11 protein-coding genes are annotated in these 19,169 nt (G+C 70.3%); 4 read left to right on the top strand and 7 right to left on the bottom strand.

Annotation, left to right across the window (positions count from 1 at the left end; translation table 11 throughout):
• Nucleotides 1-44: 44 nt before the first annotated feature.
• The 3 genes from AC1DSZ_RS07535 to AC1DSZ_RS07525 are packed head-to-tail and all read right to left on the bottom strand — an operon-like array spanning nucleotide 45 to nucleotide 5,016.
• On the bottom strand, nucleotides 45-3,200 hold the full coding sequence (locus AC1DSZ_RS07535; RefSeq protein WP_476837751.1) for an efflux RND transporter permease subunit: 3,156 nt from the start codon (nucleotides 3,198-3,200) through the stop codon (nucleotides 45-47).
• Nucleotides 3,197-4,390, bottom strand: coding sequence for an efflux RND transporter periplasmic adaptor subunit (locus AC1DSZ_RS07530; RefSeq protein WP_476837750.1), 1,194 nt, complete (start codon nucleotides 4,388-4,390; stop codon nucleotides 3,197-3,199). The genes AC1DSZ_RS07535 and AC1DSZ_RS07530 overlap by 4 nt, the downstream gene beginning before the upstream one ends.
• The gene (locus tag AC1DSZ_RS07525; RefSeq protein WP_476837749.1) at nucleotides 4,387-5,016 is read right to left on the bottom strand and encodes a TetR/AcrR family transcriptional regulator; all 630 of its coding nucleotides are present in this window, start codon (nucleotides 5,014-5,016) and stop codon (nucleotides 4,387-4,389) included. The genes AC1DSZ_RS07530 and AC1DSZ_RS07525 overlap by 4 nt, the downstream gene beginning before the upstream one ends.
• A 231-nt stretch (nucleotides 5,017-5,247) precedes the next feature.
• On the opposite strand from AC1DSZ_RS07525, the gene AC1DSZ_RS07520 reads away from it, so the two are divergent.
• Nucleotides 5,248-7,440, top strand: coding sequence for a mechanosensitive ion channel family protein (locus tag AC1DSZ_RS07520; protein WP_476837748.1), 2,193 nt, complete (start codon nucleotides 5,248-5,250; stop codon nucleotides 7,438-7,440).
• A gap of 7 nt (nucleotides 7,441-7,447) precedes the next feature.
• On the opposite strand, the gene AC1DSZ_RS07515 is transcribed toward AC1DSZ_RS07520, so the two are convergent.
• The 4 genes from AC1DSZ_RS07515 to AC1DSZ_RS07500 all read right to left on the bottom strand — a co-directional run bounded on the left by AC1DSZ_RS07515 (nucleotide 7,448) and on the right by AC1DSZ_RS07500 (nucleotide 10,401).
• Complete coding sequence (locus AC1DSZ_RS07515) at nucleotides 7,448-8,422, bottom strand: transglycosylase SLT domain-containing protein (RefSeq protein WP_476837747.1); 975 nt, start codon at nucleotides 8,420-8,422, stop codon at nucleotides 7,448-7,450.
• A 12-nt stretch (nucleotides 8,423-8,434) separates the two neighbouring features.
• Nucleotides 8,435-8,986: an NADPH-dependent FMN reductase gene (locus tag AC1DSZ_RS07510; protein ID WP_476837746.1), complete on the bottom strand. Its 552-nt coding sequence runs from the start codon at nucleotides 8,984-8,986 to the stop codon at nucleotides 8,435-8,437.
• Between the two features lie 82 nt (nucleotides 8,987-9,068).
• A complete protein-coding gene (locus tag AC1DSZ_RS07505) occupies nucleotides 9,069-9,392 on the bottom strand; it encodes a hypothetical protein (RefSeq protein WP_476837745.1) in 324 nt (107 codons plus the stop codon).
• A gap of 70 nt (nucleotides 9,393-9,462) precedes the next feature.
• Entirely contained in the window at nucleotides 9,463-10,401 is a 939-nt protein-coding gene (locus AC1DSZ_RS07500) for an NAD(P)/FAD-dependent oxidoreductase (RefSeq protein ID WP_476837744.1), read from the bottom strand.
• Nucleotides 10,402-10,627: 226 nt separating this feature from the next.
• Here AC1DSZ_RS07500 and otsA point away from each other — a divergent pair, with 226 nt between their 5' ends.
• Genes otsA through treY form a run of 3 tightly spaced genes read left to right on the top strand, consistent with a single transcriptional unit; the run spans nucleotide 10,628 to nucleotide 19,125 of the window.
• Nucleotides 10,628-12,100 carry an alpha,alpha-trehalose-phosphate synthase (UDP-forming) gene (otsA, locus tag AC1DSZ_RS07495; protein ID WP_476837743.1) on the top strand — a complete coding sequence of 491 codons (1,473 nt, stop codon included), beginning with the start codon at nucleotides 10,628-10,630 and terminating at the stop codon, nucleotides 12,098-12,100.
• A gap of 51 nt (nucleotides 12,101-12,151) precedes the next feature.
• Nucleotides 12,152-14,293 carry a glycogen debranching protein GlgX gene (glgX, locus tag AC1DSZ_RS07490; RefSeq protein ID WP_476837742.1) on the top strand — a complete coding sequence of 714 codons (2,142 nt, stop codon included), beginning with the start codon at nucleotides 12,152-12,154 and terminating at the stop codon, nucleotides 14,291-14,293.
• The gene (treY, locus tag AC1DSZ_RS07485; protein ID WP_476837741.1) at nucleotides 14,290-19,125 is read left to right on the top strand and encodes a malto-oligosyltrehalose synthase; all 4,836 of its coding nucleotides are present in this window, start codon (nucleotides 14,290-14,292) and stop codon (nucleotides 19,123-19,125) included. The genes glgX and treY overlap by 4 nt, the downstream gene beginning before the upstream one ends.
• Nucleotides 19,126-19,169: the final 44 nt, after the last annotated feature.

Genomic DNA, 19,169 nt, shown 5'->3' with positions numbered 1-19,169 from the left:
GGGGACGAGGGCGCTGGGGACGAGGGCGCCTTGGACTACTTCTTCTACTCCGCCGCCATCGGCAGCCGGCCCATGCTCTGCGCCGTCGCGGGGCCGGGCTCCGGCTTCACCGCCTCATACCCCTCCGGCTCGTCGCGTTCGCCGACGAAGCGGCCGAAGAGCCAGGTGAAGCCGCGGCCGATGTCGTCCATCACGAGGTAGACGGCGGGCACGAACACCAGCGATAGCAGGGTCGAGACCACCAGCCCGCCGATCACCGCGATGGCCATGGGGGAGCGGAACTCGCCGCCGTCGCCGATGCCGAGCGCGCTCGGGATCATGCCGGCCGCCATCGCGATGGTGGTCATCACGATCGGGCGGGCGCGCTTGCGGCCGGCGTCCACGATGGCGTGCACGCGGTCCACGCCCTTGCGGCGCTCCTCGATGGCGAAGTCCACCAGCATGATGGCGTTCTTGGTGACGATGCCCATCAGCATCAAGAGGCCGATCACCACCGGCATGCTGATCGGCCGGTGCGTGAGCAGCAGCGCCATCACGACGCCGCCGAAGGAGAGCGGCAGCGAGAACAGGATCGTGATCGGCTGCAGGAAGCCGCCGAACAGGATCACCAGCACGCCGAAAACCATCATCAGCCCGGCGCCCATCGCCAGCGCGAAGCCCTGGAACACCTCTTCCATGATCTCGGCGTCGCCGGAGGTCTTGATCTCCACCCCCGGCGGCAGGTTGCGGGCCGTGGGGAGCTTCATGACCTCGGCGATCACCTCGCCCAGCGCGTCGGTGCCGTACATGTCGGCCTCGAGCGCCACCTTGCGGACGCGGTCGTAGCGGTCGATCGCGGTCGGGCCCTGGCCGAAGCCGATCTCCGCCACGGTGGCGAGCGGCACGGGCGCGCCCTTGGTGGTGGGGATTTTCAGCGCTTCCAGCATGCCCTGGTCGGCCCGGTAGCGCTCGTCGAGCTGCACCCGGATGGGGATCTGCCGGTCGCCGGCGTTGAACTTGGCCAGGTTGGCGGCGATGTCGCCCAGGGTCGCCACCCGGATGGTCTCCGCGATGGCGTCCGTGGAGACGCCGAGGTCGGCGGCAAGATCCGTGCGCGGCTTGATGCGGATCTCCGGCCGGTCCAGCGCCGCCGTGGAGATCGGACCCTGCAGGGTCGGGATGGTGCGCATCTCGCTCTGCAGGCGCGCCGCGATGTCGCTCACCACCTTGGTGTCGTCGCCGGTGACCAGCAGCGACAGGCCGCGCTGGCCGTTCTCGTTGAGCAGCCAGTAGCGGATGTCAGGCACTGTCGCGAGCTTCTGCAGGATCTCGCGCTCGATGGCTTTCTGGGTGATGGGCCGGTCGTCCTTGTGGACGTAGTTCACAACCAGCGTGGCCTTGCGGACCTCGCCTCCGTTGGAGGCGCCGCCGCCCTGCAGGGTGCGGCCGCCGTCCACGAACACGCTCTTCACGTCCGGGCGCTCGCGCAGCATGCGGGTGACGTCGTCCGTCACCGCCTGGGTGTCGGCCAGCCGCGAACCTGGCGGCAGCTCCACCACGAAAAGCGAGCGGGCCGAATCCTCGCCCGGCAGGAAGCCGGAGGGCAGGAGCTGCGTGCTGTAGAGCGAGCCCGCGAACAGCGCGATGCCGATCGCCACCGTGGCGAAGCGGTGCCGCGCCGACCAGCCGACGAGGCGCGTATAGGCGCGCATCACCGCGCCTTCGCGCTCTTCCACATGCGGCTTGGCGCGCATGAAATAGGCCGCCAGCATGGGGGTGAGCAGCCGCGCGACCAGCAGCGAGATGAATACCGCCACCGCGACCGTGAGGCCGAACTGCTTGAAGTACTGCCCGGCGATGCCGCCCATGAAGCTCACGGGCGCGAACACCGCCATGATCGTGAACGTGATCGCGATCACGGCGAGGCCGATCTCGTCCGCGGCCTCGATGGCGGCCCGGTAGGCGGATTTGCCCATGTTCATGTGGCGGACGATGTTCTCGATCTCGACGATCGCGTCGTCCACCAGGATGCCGGTCACCAGCGTGATCGCGAGCAGGCTGACGAGGTTCAGCGAGAACCCCATCGCGTCCATGGCGAAGAAGGTGGGGATCACCGACAGCGGCAGCGCGATGGCGGCCACCAGCGTGGCGCGCCAGTCGCGCAGGAAGATCAGCACCACCAGCACGGCCAGCACGGCGCCTTCCACCAGCGTATCCATGGCAGAGTGGTAGTTGCCGAGCGTGTAGGTGACGTAGCTGTCGATCAGCCGCAGGTTCACGTCCGGGCGCTTCTTCTGCAGCGCCTCGATGCGCTTGGCGACCGCCACCGAGAGCTCGGCGTCGCTCGCGCCCTTGGAACGCGACACCGAGAAGCCCACCACGGGCTCGCCGTTGAAGCGCGCGAAGGTGCGGCTCTCGGCCGCGCTGTCGGTCACGGTCCCGAGCTCGTCGAGCCGCACCTTGCGGCCGCCCGGCAGCGCGATCGTGGTGGCGGCCAGCTCCTCGACCGAAGAAGAGCCCGCCAGGGTGCGGATGGACTGCTCGCGCGCGCCCACTTCGCCGCGCCCGCCGGCGAGGTCCACATGCGTGGCGCGCAGCTGCTTGTTGACGTCCGCGGCCGTGATTCCGAGGGAGAGCAAGCGGTCGGGGTTCAGCGCCACCCGGATCTCGCGGTCCACGCCGCCGATGCGCTCCACCTTGGAGACGCCCTTCACGGACTGGAGGTCGCGCGCCACCACGTCGTCCACGTACCAGGAGATCTCCTCGGCCGAGAGCGTGGGCGCGGAGGCCGCATAGGTGACGATCGGCAGGCCCGCGATGTCGACGCGCTGGGTGATCGGCTCGTCGATGGTGCGCGGCAGGTCGGCCCGCACGCGCGCGATGGCGTCCTTGACGTCGTTCAGCGCGCGATCGCTGTTCACCTCAAGCCGGAACTCGATGGTGGTGACCGAGGAGCCGTCCGTCACCGACGAGATCACGTGCTTCACGCCGCTGATGCCCGAGACGGCGTTCTCGACCTTCTTGGTGACCTGCGTCTCCAGCTCGGCCGGCGCCGCGCCCGACTGCGTGACCGCGACGGACACGATCGGGATGTCGATGTTGGGAAAGCGCGTGATCGGCAGCTTGCCGAAGCTGACCATGCCCAGGATCAGCATCACGGCGAACAGCGCGATGCTCGGGATCGGCTTGCGAATGGCCCAGGCGGAGATGTTGAGGGTCATTGCTGGGCTCCCTTGACGGGCTGCGTGGCCGCCACGACGCGCACGGCGTCGCCCTGGCGCAGGAACCCGGCCGCGCGGGCGATCACGGTTTCGCCGGCCTGCAGCCCGGACGCGATTTCCGCATAGCCGCCGGCCACGATGCCGATCTTCACCGGCCGGACCTCGACCTTGTCGTCCTTGACCACGTGCACCGAAACGCCGTCCTGCCCGAACACCAGCGCCGAGGAGGGCGTGGCGACGGCCTCGCGCTGCGCCACGATGATCTCACCGCGCGCGAAGGCGCCGACGCGCAGCGACGGGTCCTGCGGCAGGCGGATGCGGACCTTGCCGACGCGGGTGGCGCGGTCGACCTCGGCGGGCAGCAGCCGCACCTCGCCGCGCAGATCCTCGCCGTCGCGGACGCGAACGATGGCGGGCGCGCCGGGCTTGAGGCTGGCGAGATGCACTTCCAGCACCTCGGCCTCGAGCTCCACGTCGCCATTGGCGATGATGCGAAACATCGGGTCGCCCGCCATGGCGCTGAGGCCGCCGAGCTTCACACTGCGGCGGCTCACCACGCCGGCGGCCGGGGCCTTGATCTCCGTGCGGGCGAGCCGGACCTGCAATTCGCTGCGCTGGGCGGCGCTCTGGGCCCGGTCGGCCTGCGCCACCGCGAGGCCGTCGCGCGCGGCGGCGAGCCGGCCATCGGCGACGCGCGCCACGGAGACGCGCTGGTCCAGCACCTCCTGGGTGACGTTGCCGCTTTTCAGCAGGGCCTGCGCGCGGCCCAGCGCCGCCTGCGCCTCGACCTGGCTGGCCTCGGCCTGCGCGATCTGGCTGCGGGCCTGCGCGATGCCGGCTTCGGCGCGCGCCATGGCGGCGTCGTTCTGGGCGAGCTGCGTGTTGAGAGTGTCGCGCGAGAGCCGGGCGAGCACCTGGCCGCTCTTCACGACGTCGCCCTCGTCGGCGAGCAGCTCGGTGACGCGCAGGCCGTCGATTTCGGCCGAGACCAGCACCTCGTCGCGCGCCGTGAGGGTGCCCGACACCACGACCCGGTCGATCATCTCGCGCCGGGCGGCCTGCGCCACCGTGACGGCCGGAACTGACAATATCGCGGGGGCGGGCGCGGCGTCCGCGCTCCAGGCGGGCGACGCCAGCGGGGCGGCGACGAGCGTTGCGAGCGACGCGAGAAGGAGGCGGGCGGCGGTCATGCGGAAACCCCGGAAGGCGCGGATGTGGTTGGTTGGATCTGGCCGGTGAACACAGCGCGGAACACCGCCATGGCGTTGGCGAGCTCCTGTTCGCCGTCGAAGCCCGGCTCGAGGGCGCGGCGCTTGAACAGGCCGTCCGCCATCGTGAACAGGACCCGCAGCGCAAAGGCGGGATCGACCGACGCCACCACGGCGCCGCTGTTTTTCCCGGCCGCGATCAGGTCGAGCATCATCGTCTGCAGCAGGCCATCGATGGCGCCGCAGCAGTCGCGAACGGCGGGGTTGCGCGTGGACTCGGCCCAAATCTCGAGCAGCATCACGGCTTTCTCCCGCGGCGCCTCGACGAAATGCTTGCGTCCCAGCGCTTCCAGAAAGCCGAAGAAATCCACCGGGCCCGCCGGGGCCGTGAAGTCGGCCGCGAGCTCGTTGCGGTCGCGCTCGGAGAGCCCCGCCACGATCGCGTCCTTGGACGGGAAGTAGCGATAGAGGTTGCCGGCGCTCATCTGCGCCTCGGCGGCCACGTCCTGCATGGTGGTGCGGTGGAAGCCGGAGCGCACGAAGCAGCGCTCCGCCGCGTCCAGGATGCGGTTGTGGCGTTCGGCGGCGTCTTTGAGCGCTGTGGACATGAGGCCTTCATGAGAATGAACGTTCATTCTCACTATTGTGGCGCGCCGTAATAGTCAAGGCCTGTCCCGTCTAACGGAACCCAACGTCTTGTCCAGCAGCGCCACCCTGGCGCAAGCGCCCGGCGCGCGCAGCGTGGCGTGCGGCGCATAGCTGCAACGTCACGGCGCCAAAAGGCAGTTTTGTGCTTATATGAGAGCGGTCGCCTCCCTTCGCGCCTGCCGGAACGTCCAATGCGTCTCGCCGCCTTTGTTGTCGCCTTCACGTTGGCGCTCCTGACCTTTGGAGGCCACGGAGCCAAGGCCGCGGACCCTGCCCCGCCGATCCGCGTGATCATCGAGGTGCCCAACGACGAGGCGGGCCGGAACTTTGTCACCAACCAGCTCGCGCCGCACCTGCCGCAATCCACGGCGGCTCAGCCGGCGGGCGCGCCCGCCGTGACGCCCGCGGCCGCGACGCAGCCGGCGCCGATGCAGTCGATCATGAGCGCCAACGCGTCCAGCGAGATGTCCTTCATGGCGGCGGACGAGTTGCAGAAGCTGCGCCAGCGGGCGCGCGCGCTGATCGAGGCGGCGCCCAGCGTTCCGGCCGACATCGCGGCGGCGGCGGAGGGCTTCGTGGCGGCCCGCGGCAACATCGACTGGCTGCAGCTGGCGCTCGCCTCCGCGTTGCTGCTGTTCGGCGGCGTCGCGGCCCAGCGCCTCGCATGGTGGGGCAGCCGCGGCATGCTGAACCGGCTCCTGGAATCGCCCGGCGACACCGTGCAGGAGCGGCTGCGGCTGCATGGCATGCGTGTCAGTCTCGGGCTGTTCGTGCTCGCGGCCTTTCTGCTCGGCAGCATCGCGGGCTTCGTGCTGGTGCCCTGGCCGCCCGTGATCCGCGAAACCGTGATCATCCTGCTGGCCTGGGTGGTGATCCTGCGCCTCGCGCAGGCCTTCGGCCGGGTGATCATCGCGCCGGGCGCGCGGCACGATTATTTCCGCGTCGTCCCGCTCACCCAGCCGGTGGCGTGGTTCTGGTATCGCACGCTGATGATCGTGGTCGCCCTGCTGGCGACCATCTGGGCCACGATCAGCCTGCTCAACATCATGGACGTGCCGCTGATCTCCCGGCAGGTGGTGATGAGCCTCTGGATCACGGTGCTCGCCGCGACGCTGCTGATGCGCCTCGTGGTGCGCACCCGTATGACGACCGAGCCGCCCTCGCGCCTGGCCGTGGTGCTCACCTCCAGCCTCATCGTGATCGCGTGGGTGCTGGGCGCCCTGCATCTGCGCCAGCTGTTCTGGACGCTGATCACGCTCTCGATGCTGCCCCTCACGATGCGCACCGTCCGGGCCAGCATCCGCAACATCATGGGGCCGCAGGATTCCAACGCCGAAGGCCGCACCAGCGCGATCGCGTGGGCGGTCGTGATCGAGCGCGCGACCCGCGTGGGGCTCGTGGTGATCGGCGCCAGCCTGCTCGCCAACATCTGGCGCATCGACATCACCGACATCGCGATGGGCGAATCCCCGTTCACGCGCGTAATCCGGGCGTTCATCCGCGTCGTGATCATCATGCTGGTGGCCGATCTCGTGTGGAAGCTGGTGCGCGCCGTGATCGACGGCCGGCTCGACGAGACGGTCGCGACCGCGCATGACGACTCGCCCGAAGGCCGCCGCCGCTCGCGGCTGAACACGCTGCTGCCGATCCTGCGCAACTTCATTTTCGCCATTCTGCTGGGCGTGGCCTTCCTGATGGTGCTGGACGCCATGGGCATCCAGATCGGCCCGCTGCTGGCCGGCGCGGGCGTGCTCGGCATCGCGGTCGGCTTCGGCGCGCAGACGCTCGTGAAGGACGTGATCTCGGGCATCTTCTACCTGCTCGACGACGCCTTCCGGGTGGGCGAATACATCACGGCCGGGGCCTACAAGGGCACGGTGGAGTCCTTCTCGCTGCGCTCCGTGAAGCTGCGCCACCATCGCGGGCCGATCACCACGGTGCCGTTCGGCGTGCTCGGCGCGGTGCAGAACCTCAGCCGCGACTGGGTTATCGACAAGATCTCGGTGGGCGTCACCTACGACACCGACCTCGACAAGGTGAAGAAGCTCGTCAAGGAGATCGGCAAGAAGCTGCAGGCCGATCCGGAGTACGGGCCGCAGATCATCGAGCCGCTGAAGATGCAGGGCGTGGAGCACCTCGGCGACTTCTCGATCGAGCTCAGGCTCAAGATGATGACCAAGCCCGGCGAGCAATTCGTGATCCGTCGGCAGGCCTACGCGCTGCTGAAGCGCGCCTTCGAGGAAAACGGCATCCACTTCGCCTTCCCGACCGTGCAAGTCGCGGGCGGGCAGGGGGCCAACGGAGAGGCCATCGGGGCGGCCGCCCAGCGCGTGCTGGATCTGCGCCACCAAGCCGCCCAGGCGACTTCGCCGGCCGCGGGCTGACGAATCATCACCCCGCCCGGGTGCGGCGCGGCAGGTTGTTGCGCAGCACCAGGCAGGCGCCGCCGGCGCCGCGCAGCTTGGCGCAAAGGCTCTCGGCCGCCTCGCGCGAGTTCTCGCCGACGCGCACTTGGTAGAACGCCCGCGTGCCGCGGCTGCGCAGGCGCTGGCTGAGAATCAGCGTGTCGCGCCCGGCCAGGATGGCGGCGAAGCGCCGCTCGGCGCGCGCATACATGCCGAGCGCCTGCCCGCGCGAGAAGCCGCCGCCGAGCTGGACGCCCCAGGGCCGGGCCGCGCCTTCCACCACGCGCCGCTGCAAGGCCGCCACATAGGTGTTGGCCCGGTTGCGCAGCAGCGCCCGCACGGCCTCGCAGGTTTCTCCCGCGCCCGCGGAGGTCTCGGGCGTCTTCGCCTCGCCCTTGCGGGCGGCGGCCCAATCCTCGGCCGGGTGGCCGGTGATGGACTCCACATAGTTGCGGGTTTCCCACGGCAGCCCCCCGGAGCCGTCGAGCCAGTTCTGCACGCGGTTGGGCCCGGCGTTGTAGGCTGCGGCCGCCAGCCCCCAATTGCCGAAGCGGTCGCGCAGCTCGCGCAGGAACTCGGCCGAGCGCGGCAGCGCCTGCACGGGATCGAACGGGTCCAGCAGCCCGCGCTCGGCCGCCGTGCGCGGCATGAATTGCGCGATGCCCTGCGCCCTGTCGCCCGAGCGGGTGACGGGGCCCTCCACGTCGGTGCGGAAGCTGCTCTCCTGGCCGATCAGCCGTGTGAAGAACGGCACCGGCAACCCGTGCGACCCGGCCGCGGCCTCGATCAGCAGGCAGATGGCGTCTGCCGCCGGCGTGGATGCGGCGGCCTTTTGCGCCTGCGCGGCCGGCTTGTCGTCGTTCTCAGGCGCCTTCGGGTCAGCCGTCTGCGCCTGCGCGGCGCAACCGAGCACAACGGCCAGCCCCGCCGCGAGCCAGCCCGATCGAAACGCCCCCGGCATGATGGCGCGCTCTCAGCCGCGCTGGCCGATCTCGGCCTGCAGCGCTTCCAGCAGCTTGCGCACGAAGTCGCGCGTCGGCGCGTCCGTGAGCTTGCCGGCCTCGTCGAACTTGCTTGCGCAGGCGCCGATCATCACCTCGGGCCGGTTCAGCACGCGGCCGTTCAGGTACACGAACATCTGCCGCATCTGGTACTGCGCCCGCGCGCCGCCGAAGATGCCCGGGCTGGCGCTCATGAAGGCGATCGGCTTGTTGTCGAAGGGCTGCTCGGGCGGCCGCGACACCCAGTCGATGGCGTTCTTGAGCACGCCCGGGATCGAGTAATTGTATTCGGGCGTGACGATCAGCAGCCCGTCGGCGCGCTTTACGGCGTCGCGCAGAGCCTGCACGGCCGGCGGGTAGCCTTCCTGCCGCAGGTCGTCATTGTAGTGCGGCAGGTCGCCGATGCTGGCGGCGGCCTCGATCGTCATGCCGTCCGGCGCGAGCTCCTGCGCGGCGCGCAGCGCCATCGCGTTATACGACGCCTTGCGAAGGCTGCCCGAAATCGCGAGCACCGTAACGGCCATGATGAAACTCCCGGGGTGAACCGCAATGGTGAAAGCGCCCGCAGGATGACGCCTGCGCGGCCGGACGGCAAATCGATCGGGTTCAGGCGAAGCTGTAGGCGCCGAGCACCACCGCGAGCGCCATCAGGGCCAGGATGGCGAGGAACACCGGCGTCACGTAGCCTTCGCGCCGATGCTCCTGGTCATGCTTGTTCCAGATGCTCCAGCGCGTCTTGGTCTCCTCGCGATGCGCCAGGGCGCGCTCGGGGGCGGAAGGCGGCTTGCCGGCGGCCTCGTCGTCCACGCCGAGCGGGGCCGCGGCGGGATCGCTCGCCGCCACCTTGTCGCCGGTCCGCCCGCTGTCGATGGCGTGGCGCACCTGCGAGGTCGTCGGGGCTTCGGGTTTGTTCATTTCTGCGGCGGCCATCGAGGATTCTTGCTCCGATTTCGACGGCAACGGTTGTGGGGGCGCGGGGTTCCGGCGCGCCCGGCCGAGGTCAGAGACCGGCTTCCAGCGCGGCGCGCTCCTCGTGCAGCAGCTCGGTGTTGATGGCGAAAGCCGCCATCGCGCCCTCGGCCGCCGCCACGATGGCGAACTGCACGCGGCGCGACGCGTCGCCCGCCACATAGACGCCCGGAACGTTGGAGCGCTCGTAGCTCGACGTCTCGGCGGTGCCGCGCTCGGTGAGCTCGCAGCCGAGCTTCTCGACGAGCGGAGAGCGCTGGTGCGCATCCGCGAGAAAGAACAGCGCTTCGCGCGCCAGGGTCTCGCCCGTGCGGAAGCGGACGCGCTCCAGCGCCTCGTCGCCCTCCAGGCGCTCCACCGGATCCGCGATGACGCGGATGCCGGCGCGCTCAAGCACGGCGAGTTCCTTGGCGTCGAGCTTCGGATCGCCGTGCGTCAGCAACACGAGGTCGGCCGTCCACAGCCGCAGCTCCAGGGCGAAGCCTACGATGCCGGAGCCGGCGCCGTAGACCGCGACGGGCTTGTCCCGCAGCTCCCAGCCATCGCAATACGGGCAGGTCCACACGCCCTTGCCCCAGAGGCGTTCGGCGCCCTCCAGCGGCGGAAACGTGTCGCGCAGGCCGGTCGCCATGAGGATGCGCTTGGCCGTCACGGTGGAGCCGTCCGCCAGCGTCGCCCGGAACGCGCCGATTTCGCCCTCGATGTCCTCCACCGCGCAGTCGCGCACCTCCACGCTGGCATAGGGCTCCAGCTGGCGGCGCCCGACGCTCCGCAGGTCGGCGGGGCGGCACCCGTCGCGGCTGAGATAGCCGCTGACGCGCGCGGATTCCTGGTTGCGGGGCTCGCCCGAGTCGCACACCAGCACGCGCCGGGTGCAGCGCCCCAGCACCAGCGCGGCGCTGAGGCCGGCCGGGCCGGCCCCGACGATCAGCGTGTCCAGGATGGCGTCAGGCTTTGGTGGATTGCTCATCCGCGGCGAACCGACGCGCCCTGCCGGTGGTTCCCTCAAAGCCCGAAAAGGCGCGCCGCCCTTCCTTTCGCCACGCCAGCGTCGCCTTTTTGCAACGAACCTTCGGGTGCCGCGTTAAGCAAGCATGACCTCCGCAGATCACGGCCGTCCTATGGTGCGCTTTGAACCGCTAACGTCCACCGAGCCGCTCTTTCCAAAGCCTCGGGCCGGGACAGGCGGTCGTCTCGTGGTTGTTTCGAACCGGGTTCCGGTGCCGAGCGATTCCGGCTCTCCGGCCGCGGGCGGCCTAGCGGTGGCGCTGAACGCCGCCCTGCAGCAGCGCGGCGGCTTCTGGTTCGGCTGGTCCGGCAACGTCTCCGAGGAGGAGACGCCGCTCCAGGTGCACGACTTCGGCCGCGTCAGCTACGCGGTCACGGACCTGTCGCAGCGCGACATCGACGAATATTACGCCGGCTTCGCCAACCGGGCGCTCTGGCCAGTTTGCCACTACCGGCTCGACCTCACCGAGATCTCGGCCAACGACACGGCCGGGTATTTCCGCGTCAACGAGTTCTTCGCCCGTCGTCTCGCGACGCTGCTGAAGCCGGACGACGTGATCTGGATCCACGACTACCATTTCATTCCGCTCGCCGCCTATCTGCGCCAGATGGGCTTCGAGAACCGGATGGGGTTCTTTCTCCACATTCCCTGGGCGCCCTACGACGTTTCCAGCGCGCTGCCTGCCTACCAGACCGTGCTGAGCGGGTTGACGCGCTACGACGTCGTCGGGTTCCAGACCCGCCGCGACGTGGAGAATTTCACCCGCTGCCTCGAGCAGGAGAAAATGGCCCGCGACCTCGGCGACGGCCGCTGGGAGGCGGACGGCCGCGTCTTCAAGGTGGACGCCTTCCCGATCGGCATCGAGACGGACCTGTTCCGCCAGGAGGCCCGGGAGGCGAAGTCGAACTCGCTGGTCCGCCGCATGCGCGCCAGCATGGAGGACAAGCACCTCATCATCGGCGTCGACCGGCTGGACTATTCCAAGGGCATTCGCCAGCGCATCGAGGCCTTCTCGTGCATGCTGGAGCGCTTCCCGAACATGCGCAACAAGGTGACCTTCCTGCAGATCACCCCGAAATCGCGCTCGGAAGTGCCCGAATACCTCAAGATGCAGCACGAGGTGGCCGAGCAGGCCGGCTGGACCAACGGCAAGTTCGGCGACGTCGACTGGACGCCCGTGCGCTACATCAACAAGGCCGTGAGCCGCACCTCGCTGGCGGGCCTTTACCGCTCGGCCCGCGTCGGCATGGTGACGCCGCTGCGCGACGGCATGAACCTCGTCGCCAAGGAATACGTCGCCTCGCAACGCGGCACCGACCCGGGCGTGCTGGTGCTGTCGCGCTTCGCAGGCGCGGCCGAGGAGCTCGATTCCGCCCTGCTGGTGAACCCCTACGACACGGAGGCCACCGCCAACGCGATCGTGCGGGCGCTGGAAATGTCGCTGGAGGAGCGCAAGGAGCGCTGGAAGGCCATGATGGCGCGGTTGCGCTCCAACACGGTCGACCATTGGTGCGCGAACTTCATGGCGGTGCTCACCCAGGAGCAGAACTGCGCCGTGCCGAAAGGCGCGGAAAACGGCCACGCCGCGCCGGCCGAACCGCCGATCGGGCGCGAAGCGGCGCATTTTGGTCAGCCCATGGCGGGTTATCGGCGCAACTGATCTCGCCGTCGTTCGTTCCTGCATCGCAGAGGCGCGACGCGGGGCAGGCGGATGATACGGATCGAGGAGGGGCGGCCGACGCCCCTCGGAGCCGCATGGGACGGGCGCGGGGTCAACTTCGCCCTGTTCTCCGCGCATGCGACGGCGGTCGATCTCTGCCTGTTCGACGCCACCGGCCGGCGCGAAACGCGCCGCATCCGCATGCCGGCGCGCACCGACCAGGTGTTCCACGCCTACTTGCAGGGTGCGCGGCCCGGCCAGCTCTACGGCTACCGCGTCCACGGCCCCTACGAGCCGGCCGTCGGCCACCGGTTCAATCCCAACAAGCTGCTGATCGACCCCTACGCGCGCCAGCTCTTCGGCCGGATCCGCTGGCACGACGCGCTTGCGGGCTATCGCACCGGCGCGCAACGCGCCGACCTGTCCTTCGACCGGCGCGACAGCGCCCCGATGATGCCGAAATGCGTGGTCGAGGACCCGGCCTACACCTGGGGCGACGACCGGCCTCCGCGCACGCCGATGCGCGACAGCCTGATCTACGAGGCGCACGTGAAGGGCCTCACCCAGCTTCACCCGGAGGCGCCGCTCACCCTGCGCGGCACCTACGACGCGCTCGCTCACCCGGCGGTGGTGGACCACCTGCTCAAGCTCGGCGTCACGGCGGTCGAGCTCCTGCCGATCCACGCCTTCTCGGACGACCGCTTCCTGGTCGAGAAGGGGCTGCGCAACTACTGGGGCTATTCGACCCTGGCCTATTTCGCGCCCGACCCGCGCTACCTCAGCGAGGACGGCGTCTACGGCCTCAAGGCCGCCCTCGCGACCCTGCACTCGGCCGGGATCGAGGTGTTGCTCGACGTGGTCTACAACCACACCGCCGAGGGCAACCAGCTCGGCCCGACCCTGTGCTGGCGTGGCGTAGACAACGCCAGCTACTACAAGCTCGCCCCCGAGAACCGGCGCTTTTACTGGGACGCAACCGGCACCGGCAACACGCTCGACCTCGGCCATCCGCGGGTGCTGCAGATGGTGATGGACAGCCTGCGCCACTGGGTCGAGGCCTACCACGTCGACGGCTTCCGCTTCGATCTCGCATCCACGCTGGCGCGCGACAGCCACGCCTTCTGGGAGCGCGCGGGCTTTCTGCGCGCCGTCAGCCAGGATCCAGTGCTGAGCCAGTGCAAGCTGATCGCCGAGCCCTGGGATCTCGGCGAGGCCGGCTATCGCCTGGGCGGTTTTCCGCCCGGCTGGTCGGAATGGAACGACCAGTATCGGGACGTGGTGCGCTCCTTCTGGCGCGGCGACGAGGGCAAGCTGCCCGATCTCGCCCGCGTCATCATGGGATCGCGCGAGATCTTCGAGCCGGCGGGTCGTCAGCCCTGGGCGTCGGTCAACTTCGTCTGCTCGCATGACGGCTTCACGCTGCAGGATCTCGTCAGCTACGACGAGCGGCACAACGAGGCCAACGGCGAGAACGGCCAGGACGGCCACCCGCACAACCTCTCAGCCAACAATGGCGTCGAGGGCCCAACCGACGATCCCGCCATCCTGGCGGTGCGCGCCCGGCAGAAGCGCAACCTGCTCGCCACCGTGATGCTCTCCATCGGCGTTCCCATGCTGCTGATGGGCGACGAGTTGTCCCGGACGCAGGGCGGCAACAACAATCCCTATTGCCAGGACAACGAGACGAGCTGGTTCAACTGGCGCGCCGGCTTCGCGGCGGACCCCGACCTGCCCGCCTTCGTGCAGAACCTCGCGGCGTTCCGGCGGCGGCATGAGGCGCTGCGGCCCCGAAGCTTTCCGAGTGGCGCGATGAGCCACGACACGGGCCTGCGCGACGTGCACTGGCTGACGCCGGACGGCCGCGAGATGACGCGCGCCGACTGGGCAGAGCCGACGCTGAAGACCCTCGGCGTCCAGATCGGTAACGCGGAGCCGTCCGAGCGCTTGCTGCTCCTCTTCAACGCATCCGATGCGGACGTTTCGTTCCATCTCACCCCGCATCTGCGCGGTGGCAGATGGGTGAAAGTGTTCTCTACGGAACTTCCGGACGGTCTCGTGCGTCGCGCCTCCACGATCCTCGAACCCGGCGGCGCCTGCGACCTCCTGGCCCGCTCCCTCTTGGTCTTCCAGCACGCCGTCGGCCCTGCCGGGCCCGGCGCGTCTCCTCACCCAACTGTCCAGGAGGTCCCGTGAAGGGACGAGCTCGCGCCCCCAAGGGCCTCGACGCCGACATCGCCCAACTCGCGGAGGCGGCCGGCATTGCGGCCGAGTACAGCGACGCTTACGGCACGCCCGTTACGGTTCCGCCGGACACGCAACGCGCGCTGCTGGCCGCGCTGGGCCTCCCGGCCGGATCGCCCGGCGAACTGCGCGATAGCCTTGCACACGCGAAAGCCCTGCGTTCCGGCCCGACGCCGTCGCTCATCGTCGCGCCGGTAGGGCGCGAATGGCCGCTCGACACCAGAGGCGGTGAGGCGGCCGAATGGTCTCTGACGCTGGAGGACGGAACCACCCGGCAAGGCCGCACGGGTAACCCAATGCCGGCCTTGCCGGCCGGCTATCACACGCTCGAACTCCGCGCCGGCGCGGCGACCCATCGCGCCACCGTGCTGGCCGCGCCGGACCGGTGCTGGACGCCGGGCGCGCTCGACCGCGGCGAGCGCTGGTGGGGTTTGACCGCGCAGCTCTACGGCCTGCGCAGCGCCGCCCATGACGCGGGCGTGGGCGACTACCGGGCCGTCGGCGAACTCGCGGCCGGCGCGGCCCGGCACGGCGCATCCTTTCTGGGACTGAGCCCCGTGCATGCGCTGTTCGCGTCCGACCGGACCAAGATCTCGCCCTATTCGCCGTCGTCGCGGCTGTTTCTCGAGACGCTCTATATCGACCCAACCGGCATCGGCCGAAAAGGCGCGAAGGCGCGCGAGGCCGCCCAGCCGTCGCGTGGGGCCGGGCTGGTCGACTATGAGCGTGCCTGGGCCGAGCGCCGCGTTGCGCTGGAGGCGCTCTGGGCGGGCGTCGACGCCTGGATGAAAGACCCGGACTTCCTCGCCTTCCGCCAGGGCGGCGGCCATCTGCTGGAAGCACATGCGACGTTCGAGGCCCTCTCGGCGCACCACCGTGACGAGGGCGTCATGTGGTCCGGCGGCTGGAAGCCCGAGCTGCAGGATTGCGGCTCGGACGCCGTAAAAGCTTTCCGGGCCGAGCACGAACGCGCGGTCATGTTCCACGCCTGGCTGCAATGGCTGGCCGATACGCAGCTCGGCGACGCCGCCTCAGCCGCCAGCGACGCCGGCATGGGGCTGGGGCTCTACCGGGACCTCGCGGTGGGGCCGGACCGCTATGGCTCGGAAGTCTGGTCCGCGCCGGACCGCTACATCCCGGATTTCGCCGTCGGCGCGCCGCCGGATCTCCTTGGCCCGCAGGGGCAGAACTGGGGCCTGCCGGCCTTCAACCCGGTGGCGCTGGCCGAGCAGGGCCTCGCAGGCTTTCGCGCGCTGGTCTCCGCCAATGCGCGCCACGCCGGCGCAATCAGGATCGACCACGCCTTCCAGCTCGCCCGGCTGTTCCTGATCCCGCCCGGCGCGAGCGCGGCCGACGGCGCCTATCTCGAATACCCGTTCGAGGCGTTGCTCGCCGCCTTGCGCATCGAGAGCCACCGGGCCGAGTGCCTGGTGATCGCCGAGGATCTGGGCACCGCACCTGAAGGCTTCTCGGACGCCATCATGGCGTCCGGCGTGCTCAGCTACCGCGTGTTCTTCTTCGAGCAGGACGCGAACGGCTTCAAGCAGCCGCAGGCTTATCCCCAGCCCGCCATGGCGGCGCTCTCCACCCACGACCTGCCGACCTTCGCGGGCTGGTGGCGCGGGCTCGACGTCGACCTGCGCGAAACCTTCGGCATCTACGACGCCGAGCGCGCCGCCCGCGACCGCGACGAGCGCGTCCACGAGCGCAAGCGCTTCGCCGAAGCGCTCGCGAATGAGGGCTTGCTGCCCGACGCCGAGCCGCCGGCCCGTCCGCCGTTGGAGGCCGCCTGCCGCTACCTCGCCCGCACGCCTTCGGTCCTGGCCGCCCTGCAGGTCGAGGATGTCGCGCTGGAGATGAACCAGGCCAACATGCCGGGGCTCGTCGACGGCCACCCGAACTGGCGCCGCCGCTCAACCCTGACGGTGGACGAGCTGGTGGCGCCGGACGGCCCCATGGCGAAGCTCGCGCGCGCCATGGCCAGCGAAACGCGGGGGCAGGGCCTCAGCGCCCCGCTGACGGCGCCGCGCGCGACCTATCGGTTCCAGTTCCATGCGGGCTTCACGTTCGACGACGCCATCAAGGTCCTGCCGGACTTGGTCGCGCTCGGGATCAGCCACGCCTATGCGTCGCCGATCCAGCGTGCGCGGCCGGGCTCCACGCACGGCTACGACATCGTCGACCATGGCGAGATCAACCCCGAGCTCGGCGGCGAGGAGGCGTTTATTCGCTTCGCGGACGCGCTGAAGGGCCACGGCCTCGGGCTGGTGGTGGATATCGTCCCCAACCACATGGGGGTCAGCAAGGAGAACCCGCTCTGGCAGGCCATGCTGGCATGGGGCCGCGTCTCCCCGGACGCGCAGGCGTTCGACGTCGACTGGGACCGCCCCGGTGCGGACGGCAAGATCCTGCTGCCCGTGCTCGGCCAGGGCTACGGCGCGGCGCTGGCGGCCGGCGAGCTGAAGCTCGTCTGGGAGGCCGCGCGCGGCGGCTTCGGGCTCGCCTACTACGACGAGTGGATGCCGGTCGGCCCGCTCACCTGGCCGGCGCTGCTGGATAGCGCCGCCGCCGCGCTGCGGCAGGGCTCGGCCGACCGCGAGGCCGTGCTTGGCGTCGCCGATGGGCTGCGCAGCCTGGCGCTGCAAGCCGCGCGCGGCGAAGCCATCTATGAGCGCGCCGCCGCGCTGGCGGGCGGCTTCGTCGCCCAGGCGGAAGGATCGCGCGCCTTGCGCAAGGCCGTGGAAGCCGCGCTGGACGCCCACAACGGCGCGGCCGGGCAGGCGGCTTCGTTCGAGGCCCTGCATCGGCTACTCGAAGCCCAGAACTGGCGGCTGGCCGAATGGCGGCTCGCCTCCAGCGAGCTCAACTACCGCCGCTTCTTCGACGTCAACACGCTGGCGGGCCTCCGGGTCGAGATCCCGCGCATCTTCGACAAGGCGCACGACCTCATCCTGCGCCATGTGCGCGAGGGCCGCATCCAGGGCCTGCGCATCGACCATATCGATGGGCTGGCCGATCCGGAGGGCTATCTCCAGACGCTGCGACGCGCCGCCGGCCCGGGCGTCTACATCGTCGCCGAGAAGATCCTGGAGCCTGGCGAGGAGCTGCGGCGCTGGCCGCTGGCCGGCACCACCGGCTACGACGTCATGGGCCCGCTGGACGGCATCTTCCTCGACCCCGCCGCCGAGGCGCAGCTGGACGCGCTCTACGACCAGGTCCGCACCGACCCGCGCGCGCCGGGCGAGCAGCTCTACGCCGCCAAGGCCGAGCTGCTGGAAACCAGCTTCGCGAGCGAGCGCGACGCCATCGTGCTCGATCTCGCCGCCATCGCGCGCGCCGACCGCGACACGCGCGACCTCGTCGCCGCGCGCCTGCGCCGCGCCGTGATCGCCCTGGTGGCGGCCTTCCCGGTATACCGGACCTACCTGCGGGAGGGCGGCGAAGCCGAAGCCCCGGACCCGGCCGACGTCGCCCTGCTGGACGGCGTGGTCGCGGAGGCCAAGCGGCGGCTCGGGCCATCCGGCGAGGCGGCCTGCGACTTCATCCGCACGGTGCTGCTCGACGCCGGCGCGGTGGCGCGGCGCCTGCCGGCGGTGGCCGCCACGGTTCGCCGCCGCTTCCAGCAACTCACCGGTCCCGTGATGGCCAAGGGGCTGGAGGACACGCTGTTCTACCGCCACGTCCGCCTGCTGGCGCTGAACGAGGTGGGCGGCGACCCGGCGCATTTCGCCCTTGCGCCGGAGGACTTCCACGCCGCCATGCAGAGCCGCGCGGCCGACTGGCCGAACGCCATGACGGGCACGGCCACGCACGACACCAAGCGCGGCGAGGACGCCCGCTCGCGCCTCATCGCGCTGGCCGACGACCCGCAAGGGTGGGCCGACGCGCTGGCCGAAACCGAGCGGTTGACCTCCGAAACAGTCGCCCGGAACGGGGACGCACCGGACGCCAACGACCGCTGGATGATCCTCCAGTCGATCCTGGGCGCCTGGCCGGTCGAGCTGCTCGACAAGGACGACCGCAAGGCGCTCAAGACCTTCCGCGAGCGGCTGGACGGCTACGCCGAAAAGGCGCTGCGCGAATCCAAGCGCCGCTCGAGCTGGCTGGAGCCTGACGCCGAATACGAGGCCGCGGCGAAAAACTGGATCGCCGCCATCGTGTCGGCCAAGAGCCCGGCGCTGGAGGCCCTTCGGCCGCTGGCCCGCCGGCTCGCCCGCAGGGGCGCGCTGATCAGCCTCGCCCGCACGGCGGTGAAATGCGTGATGCCGGGCGTGCCGGACTTCTACCAGGGCACGGAGTTCTGGGACTTCTCGCTGGTCGACCCGGACAACCGCCGCCCGGTGGACTACCGCGCCCGCGCCAAGGCGCTCGCCAAGCCGGGATCGCCGCCCGATCTCGTGGCGGACTGGACCGACGGCCGGGTCAAGCAGGCGCTCGTTCGCGCGCTGCTCGCCGACCGCGCCGCAGCCCCGGCCCTCTATGCGTCCGGCGACTACCAGCCGCTCGCCGTCGAGGGCGCACGCTCCGCGAACGTGCTGGCCTTCCGGCGGCAGGGAGCGGGCGAGCAGGTCGTTCTCCTCGTCCCGCGCCTCGTCGGATCCCTGCTGGATGCTGACGGATTGGCGCCGCGCCCCTCCGCTTGGGCGGGAACCAGCGTCATTCTCCCGCCGGGCGAATGGCGCGACATCGTCTCCGGCGCAACCGTGCGCTCGGCCGGCAAGCCCTTGCCACTGCCGGAACTCTTCTCCCGCTTTCCGATTGCAGTTCTGAGAGCTCCATCATGACGCCACCCCGTAGCCAGACGCGATCCTCAACCCCCCGCGCCGTG

This window comes from Alsobacter sp. P4_H11 (assembly GCF_056400925.1).
The sequence above is the reverse complement of the archived record's forward strand: the minus strand, read 5'-3'. Positions and strand labels throughout refer to the sequence as shown.